Below are 7,504 nucleotides of genomic sequence, written 5' to 3'. Positions count from 1 at the left end.
CACTTACAAACTAAACATTCGACACGGCATCGCAAAAAATAACGCAGGGCAAGTCATCCCCGCAATGCCAAACTTCTTGCTATATAACGCCTATTGGAATGAAAGCGTGCGGTGGAACACAAGCGCATTTATCTACATAAAAGGCGAAGCACAAGATGAAAATCGAAACTATGGCATAGACACCGGCGGAGCGAAGAATACGAGAAGTGGAGGAAGAACAGGGAAGTATTAAAGTTTGCGGTGGAGCAATTTGTTCTGGGGTAATCATTTGCGTTGTTTTTATACAAAACTTCGCTCAATGAACCCCCAAGTTCTATTTCGCTTGTTTCGCATAAAAACAACGCAAAGCACTACCGCCATTACTTCGATTGTTGCTTCACTTTGTTCGCAAAACAAGGCAAAGCCGAAGTTTCTTTATCCAATCCTACGGATTGTGATTCGTTGCACGAATCAAATTTTATTTTTTGTCATTTTGAGCGAAGCGAAAAATCTCAAAATCTCAAAATAATTCGTCATTGCGAGACTTGCCAAAGGCAAGTCGTGGCAATCCATTTTTAAATTTATACTGCTTTGGCAAATCAAAATTTATTTTACAACAACAAAATATCGCAGAATCTCATCAAAAAAACGCAGAATCTATTCGCAGAATCTCGTGCGAAAACGCAGAATCTATGTTTTTTGTGTAAGATTCTGCGATTTATATAAAATTTAGGCAATTTCGCAGAATCTTATGTAAATTTCAAAATTTTTTGCTAGAATTTCGGCTTTTTATCTTATAAAATATTTAATCTTACAAAAAAGGTGGTGATGAGAGTATGCCCGGCATTAAGATTAGGGAAAATGAGAGCTTTGATGAGGCTTACAGACGCTTTAAAAAACAAGCTGATAGAAATTTGGTCGTTACGGAATCTCGTGCGCGCAGGTTTTTTGAGAGCCAAACTGAAAAGCGCAAAAAGCAAAAAATAAGCGCGAAAAAGAAAATGTTGAAGCGATTGTATGTGTTGCGTAGATATGAATCAAAGTTGTGATTCGTGCGTAATATAGGCGATTTTGGCGTAGAATTTTCATTAGATTCGGCACTAAAATCTAAAAAATGGAGTTTGTGATGAAATTTAGCGGTAAAAATGTATTGGTTACGGGCGCATCTCGTGGCATTGGCTTAGGCGTTGCAAAAGTTTTGGCTAGTTATAATCTCAAAGTGTGGATAAATTATCGAAGCGATGAAAATCCTGCACTGCGCTTAAAAGATGAGATTGAAAAAGATGGTGGCAATGCGGCTGTGATTAAATTTAATGCGGACAATGAAAATGAAGTCATTGACGCATTTAAGGTGATTGCAGATTGCGATGGTAGTATCGATTATCTTGTCAATAACGCGGGGATTACAAATGACAAACTTGCCTTGCGAATGAAAGTGGAGGATTTTATGAGTGTGATTGATTCAAATCTCAAATCCGCTTTTATTTGCTCACGCGAGGCACTAAAAGCGATGAGCAAAAATCGCTTTGGTAGCGTGGTAAATATCGCCTCAATCATCGGTGAGCGGGGCAACGCAGGGCAAAGCAATTATGCGGCAAGCAAGGGCGGAATGATTGCGATGAGTAAGTCATTTGCCTATGAGGGTGCGCCTCGCAATGTGCGATTTAACGCTATCACGCCGGGATTTGTGGATACAAGTATGACAGAGGGACTAAAAGATGAGATAAAAGAATCTTATCTCAAAAATATCCCTTTGGGGCGATTCGCAAATGTCGATGAAATAGCGCAAGTCGTGGCATTTTTGCTAAGTGATAGTGCTAGTTATATCACAGGCGAGGTTATAAAAGTCAATGGCGGTTTATATATGTAGCAAAATTTAAGATTTTGTGCTACAATTTCAAGTTAAATTTAAAAACAAGGAGTAAAAAATGGCGATTTTTGATGATGTAAAAGCGGTTATCGTGGAGCAATTAAGCGTAAATGCGGACGAAGTGAAACTCGAATCTAAATTCGTAGATGATTTGGGCGCGGATTCGCTTGATGTGGTAGAGCTTGTTATGGAGTTAGAAAGCAAGTTTGATGTGGAGATTCCCGATGAGGAAGCAGAAAAAATATCCACGGTAAAAGATGTCGTGGATTACATTGAAGCCCACAAAAAATAATTGCAAAAATAACGCATATTTGGAGACGCGAATGCAAAGAGTTGTTGTAACGGGCATAGGAATGATAAATTCCTTAGGGCTAAATAGAGATTCGGCTTTTAATGCTATTGTCGAAGGCAAATGCGGGATAAAACAAATCACTTCATTTGATGTGAGCGAAATGCCCGTCAAAATCGCTGGAGAGATAGTAGGTTTTGACCCTGCGTCTGTGATGGATGCTAGGGAAATCAAAAAGGCGGATAGATTCATACAACTTGCTTTGCAGTCTTCAAAAGAAGCTATGGAAGATTCGGGCATTTTGGAGTGCAAGGATATTGACTATGAGCGATTTGGCACAGCGTCAGGCTCTGGCATTGGCGGTTTAGGCAATATCGAAAAAAATTCCATAGCTTGTTTTGAAAAGGGAGCTAGGCGGATAAATCCGTTTTTTATCCCTAGTTCGCTTGTAAATATGCTAGGTGGATTCGTATCAATCGAATATGGGCTAAAAGGTCCCACTTTGGCAAGTGTAACGGCGTGTGCTGCGGGGAATCACGCGATTATCGAAGCATATAAGACTATTGTGCTAGGTGGCGCGGATAGAATGCTTGCAATCGGCGCAGAATCTGCCATCTGCCCTGTGGGAATCGGCGGATTTGCGTCAATGAAAGCATTAAGCACTCGCAACGATGAGCCTAAAATTGCCTCCCGCCCGTTTGACAATGACAGAGATGGCTTTGTGATGGGCGAGGGCGCGGCAAGTTTGCTACTTGAATCTTATGATTTGGCTAAAAAACGCGGTGCAAAAATCTATGCTGAACTCATCGGCTTTGGCGAGAGTGGCGATGCAAATCATATCACAACTCCCGCGCCAAACGGCGAAGGCGCATTTCGCGCAATGAAAGCCGCCCTTGCTATGGCAAATACGAAGGTGGATTATATCAACGCACACGGCACTAGCACGAAGTATAATGATTTATACGAAACCATTGCGATTAAAAATGTCTTTGGTGGCAAGGACAATGTCCCACCCATCAGCTCTACAAAAGGGCAAATCGGGCATTGTTTAGGCGCGGCTGGTGCTTTGGAGGCGACAATTAGCATTCTATCAATGAAGCATTCTGTTTTGCCCCCTACGATAAATCAAATCACAAAAGACCCTGAATGCGATTTGGACTATATCCCAAACACCGCGCGGGACGCAAAAGTCGAATGCGTGATGAGTAATTCATTTGGCTTTGGCGGGACAAACGCCGTTGTGATTTTCAAAAAAGTATAGATTCTAGCGCAATAAGTGCGAGATTCGACTAAATGGAGCGTTCATTATGCTTACTTATTTAGATTTCGAGCAAAAGCTAAAAAATATCCAAGATGACATCGAATCTGCCGTATTTCGTGGCGATATTCACGCACAAGAGATTTTAAGCAAAGAGTTAGAAAAAGAAGTTAGCAAGGTTTATGCCAATCTCACGGACTATCAAAAACTGCAACTTGCCCGCCACCCCGATAGACCTTATTCGATGGATTATATTGAGCTGATTTTGAGCGATGCTTACGAGATTCACGGCGATAGACATTATAAAGATGATTTGGCGATTGTGAGTTTTATCGGCAAAATGGATGGACAAAGCGTGATGATAATCGCAGAGGAAAAGGGCAGAGGGACAAAAAATAAAATCGCACGAAATTTTGGTATGCCAAACCCCGAAGGTTATAGAAAGGCACTGCGCGTAGCAAAAATCGCTGAAAAATTTAGTCTCCCCATTTTAATGCTAGTAGATACCGCAGGGGCATATCCGGGCGTGGGCGCAGAAGAACGCGGACAAAGCGAGGCGATTGCCAAAAATCTGCAAGAATTTAGCGCGTTAAAAACGCCTACCGTTGCCGTAGTTATCGGCGAGGGCGGGAGCGGAGGCGCACTTGCCATAAGCGTGGCTGATAGATTAGCGATGATGGAATACTCCGTATTTAGCGTGATTTCGCCTGAGGGTTGTTCGGCGATTTTGTGGAATGATTCGCTAAAAGTCGAAAACGCAACCAAATCGCTAAAAATTATCCCTGAATATTTGCACGATATGAAGCTAATCGATGATGTCATAAAAGAGCCATCTGTGGGCGCACACAGGGACAAAATGGGCGCAGCAGAAGCTATCAAAAGCTATTTTTTAAATGCAGTAAAAGAGATAAAAAAAGATAAAGATTACCTCTCCAAGCGGTTTGATAAGATTATGGCGTATGGCGTCTTTGCGGAATAAATGTTTTAAAATGGCGAAAATGGCGTAGATTCTGCGGATTTTGCGAGTGAGAGATTCTGTGGATTTTTGCGAGATTCTGCGAAATAAATGAAAAACGCAGAATCTAAAATAATTTTACCCACCCCCTAACCCCCTCCGCAAGGGAGGGGGAAGTTGAAAAAAATATCCTCCGCAAGGTGGAGGAAATATTAAGATTCTGCGATTTTTGTGTAATTTATAAAATCTAGATTGCCACGAATTGCATTCGCAATTCTCGCAATGACGGAAAAATAACACAGATTCTGCGTTGCAAATTCTCGCAATGACTGATTATTTTAGATTCTGCGTTTCGCGCGAATTTGCATAAAAAAACGCAGAATCTTTTGAATTTTCAAAACAAACAACAAAAATTCGCAGAATCTAGATTGCCACGAATTGCATTCGCAATTCTCGCAATGACGGATTATTTTAGATTCTGTGATTTTCGTGCGAGATTCTGCGATTTTTCGTGTAATTTATAAAATTTAGATTGCCACGAATTGCATTCGCAATTCTCGCAATGACGGAGATTTTTCGCTCGTTTCACTCGCTCAAAATGACAAGCAAAGCAAACACGCTAGATTCTGCGATTTCGTGCGAGTTTCTGCGAAATAAATGAAAAACGCAGAATCTAAAATAATTTTTACCACCCCCTAGCCCCCTCCGCAAGGGAGGGGGAAGTTGAAAAAATTTCCTCTTTAAGGGAAGGGAAATAAATGCAGATTCTGCGATTTTTTTGTGTGAGATTCTGCGATTTTCGTGCAAGATTCTGCGAAATAAATAAAAAAACGCAGAATCTAGATTGCCACGAATTGCGTTTGCAATTCTCGCAATGACGGAAAAACAACACAGATTCTGCGATTTTCGTGCAAGATTCTGCGAAATAAATAAAAACACAGAATCTTACAAAAAAATCCACAGAATCTAGATTGCCACGAATTGCATTCGCAATTCTCGCAATGACGGATTTTCTAATCCCTTTCGACAAAATTTAACCCCACATTTGGCGTTATAATCATACTTTTACTGCCATTTGATGAATGCAAAATAGTCGTGTTATGCAACCTTGCGTAATATTTCATTAGCATCATTTGCAAAATCGGCTCGATACTTGGGGCAAACCACGCATTATTGCTGATTAGCACCATAAAGCGGGGATTTTCGCTGTATGCCTCCCTTTTTGTCCCTTCATAGCAAATCGCACTGCGAAAGTCCAAAATCGCCGTCTTTGCGTCATTTAGCGTAGTTTGACTTTGCTTTAAGTTGTGCGAAATGCCCGTGATTTTGCTAAAAATTGAAGCGATAAATTTTGGCAGGGGCAAATACTCGCCAAATGGCGCAAGAAAAGTCTTATTTTTCACCTCCAATGCGCCATTTTCAAAAATATAAGTGCTATTAAACGCCCCGCCATAGCCATCCACCCACCAAGAGCCCGTGATTATGGTGATTTGGCGACTTTTTTCACGCAGATTTTGCACTATGTTTTCAAATAAATTTAGCGCAAATGGGAAGGCAGTCTCTGGCAAAATTATCATTTTATCCCCGCGCGTAATCGCTTCATCAATTAGCCCAAAGTTTCGCTCCACAATGACTTGCCGCTCTTCGCTCCACTTTATTTGCTGATTTACATTCATTTGTGTGATGGCGATTTTGGGCGGGATTTGCACTTCAAAATGCGAAAAATCAACAGCGAAAATTAGCAAAATTAGCGCAAATATCGCGAATCTAATATTGCGCTTTTTAGATTCGCGCTCGTTGTTTTTGATAGATTCGCGCATTTTGTGTAAAAAATGCAAACAAATCGCCACACAAACCAAAATAAAAATAAAAGAAATTTTCTTAACGCTAAAAATACTAAATGAAAATAACGCCTCCACCACAAGCCAATCAAACCCAAAAATAGGGATATATCCAATGATTGAGAGCGAAATAATGCGCCAAATTTTATTATTAAAAAATAAAAGAAAATAAAACACAACGCCATAAATTATGCCAATTAAAATCAGCGCAGGCGGGATAAAGTGCGTAATGCTCGAATACGAGTGCGTAAAGCTCATCACCATCCAATAAAACCACAAAATCCCCACAAAAAAGCCAAAAAAGAAGCGATATTTTTTATCGATTTGAATCGCCGAAGCCACCGCAAGTAGCGCGAAAATCGCATTTATGTATGGCAAATACGCACTAATTTGGCGGGTATTTTCATCGATACTCAAATAAGTGAAAATATTTAGATAAATCGGTAGCGAAAAAATTAGCGCGTAGAGTAGGGCAATCGCAGAATCTAGCGACTTTTTTTTCATAAAATCCTTAAATCTTGCAAATTTTGATTTTTTTGCAATTTTTTGCTTTTTTGCAATTTTTTGATTTTTGGGGCTTGAATCTTTGGATTTTTTGGTAGAATCTCGTCTTTTAAAGTTTATAAGCATTTTAAACGCCATATTTATCCTTTTTGTGATAGAATAGGGCGAAATTTTATCTAAAAATTCAAGGGTTTCAAGCGTGTATTTTGACATAATTATTATTTTGATGGTTGTGATTTTGGCGTTAAAGGGGCTTTTTACGGGGCTAGTGCGCGAATTATGTAGCGTTTTTGGCATAATCGGGGGCGTTTTACTTGCTTCGCGCTTTAATGTTGCGCTAGGTGGCGCACTAAATTCGCTTCTCAAAATCGAAAGCCCCACCCTTGTAAATCTCATAGGATTCGTGGCGATTTTGGGTGTGCTGTGGATTTTGGCGTTGGTTTTGGCGGAGATTTTGGTGCGCTTTGTGCGATTTATCAAACTTGGAGTGGCGGATAAAATCGGTGGCGTGGGCGTTGCGGGGATTAAAGTTTTTTTAATTCTATCCATTATATTTTTTACATTTTCAAAAATCAACTTTTTGTCAAATTGGACGCTGAAACTGCGCGATTCAAGTGCTTTGTATCCTGTGATGATAAAAATCGGCGATTTTATTGTGAAAACAGATTTTGCCACTGAAATGCGTGAAAATCTCACAGAGCAGGGCAAAAATGCTGTGAATGAGATTATGAATAGCGTAGATTCTGCGAATCGGACTGCGAATCAAAGCACAGATTCTGCGAATCGCACAAATCCCAAAAAGGACTAA

12 protein-coding genes are annotated in these 7,504 nt (G+C 40.3%); 10 read left to right on the top strand and 2 right to left on the bottom strand.

Annotation, left to right across the window (positions count from 1 at the left end):
* From ACWIUD_RS05435 to ACWIUD_RS05395, 9 genes are all read left to right on the top strand, one after another.
* Positions 1-232: hypothetical protein (locus tag ACWIUD_RS05435; protein WP_454147438.1), on the top strand; the 232-nt coding region annotated here is incomplete at its 5' end.
* A 36-nt stretch (positions 233-268) separates the two neighbouring features.
* Positions 269-508 (top strand): hypothetical protein, encoded by a 240-nt coding sequence (locus ACWIUD_RS05430; RefSeq protein WP_454147436.1) that lies wholly within the window; start codon positions 269-271, stop codon positions 506-508.
* Positions 509-515: 7 nt separating this feature from the next.
* Positions 516-686, top strand: a complete 171-nt coding sequence (locus ACWIUD_RS05425; protein ID WP_454147434.1) for a hypothetical protein — start codon at positions 516-518, stop codon at positions 684-686.
* A 129-nt stretch (positions 687-815) separates the two neighbouring features.
* Positions 816-1,028: a 30S ribosomal protein S21 gene (gene rpsU / locus ACWIUD_RS05420; RefSeq protein WP_454133729.1), complete on the top strand. Its 213-nt coding sequence runs from the start codon at positions 816-818 to the stop codon at positions 1,026-1,028.
* Between the two features lie 77 nt (positions 1,029-1,105).
* Positions 1,106-1,849: a 3-oxoacyl-ACP reductase FabG gene (gene fabG / locus ACWIUD_RS05415; RefSeq protein WP_454147432.1), complete on the top strand. Its 744-nt coding sequence runs from the start codon at positions 1,106-1,108 to the stop codon at positions 1,847-1,849.
* A gap of 58 nt (positions 1,850-1,907) precedes the next feature.
* The gene (gene acpP, locus ACWIUD_RS05410; protein ID WP_454133732.1) at positions 1,908-2,141 is read left to right on the top strand and encodes an acyl carrier protein; all 234 of its coding nucleotides are present in this window, start codon (positions 1,908-1,910) and stop codon (positions 2,139-2,141) included.
* A 31-nt stretch (positions 2,142-2,172) separates the two neighbouring features.
* The gene (locus ACWIUD_RS05405) at positions 2,173-3,399 is read left to right on the top strand and encodes a beta-ketoacyl-ACP synthase II (RefSeq protein WP_454147430.1); all 1,227 of its coding nucleotides are present in this window, start codon (positions 2,173-2,175) and stop codon (positions 3,397-3,399) included.
* 46 nt (positions 3,400-3,445) lie between these two features.
* Positions 3,446-4,375, top strand: a complete 930-nt coding sequence (accA, locus tag ACWIUD_RS05400) for an acetyl-CoA carboxylase carboxyl transferase subunit alpha (RefSeq protein ID WP_454133734.1) — start codon at positions 3,446-3,448, stop codon at positions 4,373-4,375.
* A gap of 362 nt (positions 4,376-4,737) precedes the next feature.
* Positions 4,738-4,875, top strand: coding sequence for a hypothetical protein (locus ACWIUD_RS05395; protein WP_454147428.1), 138 nt, complete (start codon positions 4,738-4,740; stop codon positions 4,873-4,875).
* A gap of 161 nt (positions 4,876-5,036) precedes the next feature.
* On the opposite strand, the gene ACWIUD_RS05390 is transcribed toward ACWIUD_RS05395, so the two are convergent.
* Together ACWIUD_RS05390 and lnt are read right to left on the bottom strand one after the other, a co-directional pair.
* Positions 5,037-5,381 carry a hypothetical protein gene (locus ACWIUD_RS05390; protein WP_454147426.1) on the bottom strand — a complete coding sequence of 115 codons (345 nt, stop codon included), beginning with the start codon at positions 5,379-5,381 and terminating at the stop codon, positions 5,037-5,039.
* A complete protein-coding gene (gene lnt, locus ACWIUD_RS05385; RefSeq protein ID WP_454147424.1) occupies positions 5,365-6,834 on the bottom strand; it encodes an apolipoprotein N-acyltransferase in 1,470 nt (489 codons plus the stop codon). Before lnt ends, ACWIUD_RS05390 begins: the two co-directional genes overlap by 17 nt.
* Positions 6,835-6,895: 61 nt before the next feature.
* Between lnt and ACWIUD_RS05380 the strand changes: the two genes are divergently transcribed.
* Entirely contained in the window at positions 6,896-7,504 is a 609-nt protein-coding gene (locus ACWIUD_RS05380; protein ID WP_454133744.1) for a CvpA family protein, read from the top strand.

This window comes from Helicobacter sp. 23-1044, from assembly GCF_053654695.1.
The sequence above is the reverse complement of the archived record's forward strand: the minus strand, read 5'-3'. Positions and strand labels throughout refer to the sequence as shown.

Bases quoted from the DNA above. Each gene is read 5' to 3' on its own strand.
- rpsU (WP_454133729.1), top strand. From the start codon at position 816: ATGCCCGGCATTAAGATTAGGGAAAATGAGAGCTTTGATGAGGCTTAC.
- fabG (WP_454147432.1), top strand. From the start codon at position 1,106: ATGAAATTTAGCGGTAAAAATGTATTGGTTACGGGCGCATCTCGTGGC.
- accA (WP_454133734.1), top strand. From the start codon at position 3,446: ATGCTTACTTATTTAGATTTCGAGCAAAAGCTAAAAAATATCCAAGAT.
- ACWIUD_RS05405 (WP_454147430.1), top strand. From the start codon at position 2,173: ATGCAAAGAGTTGTTGTAACGGGCATAGGAATGATAAATTCCTTAGGG.
- acpP (WP_454133732.1), top strand. From the start codon at position 1,908: ATGGCGATTTTTGATGATGTAAAAGCGGTTATCGTGGAGCAATTAAGC.
- lnt (WP_454147424.1), bottom strand. From the start codon at position 6,834: ATGGCGTTTAAAATGCTTATAAACTTTAAAAGACGAGATTCTACCAAA.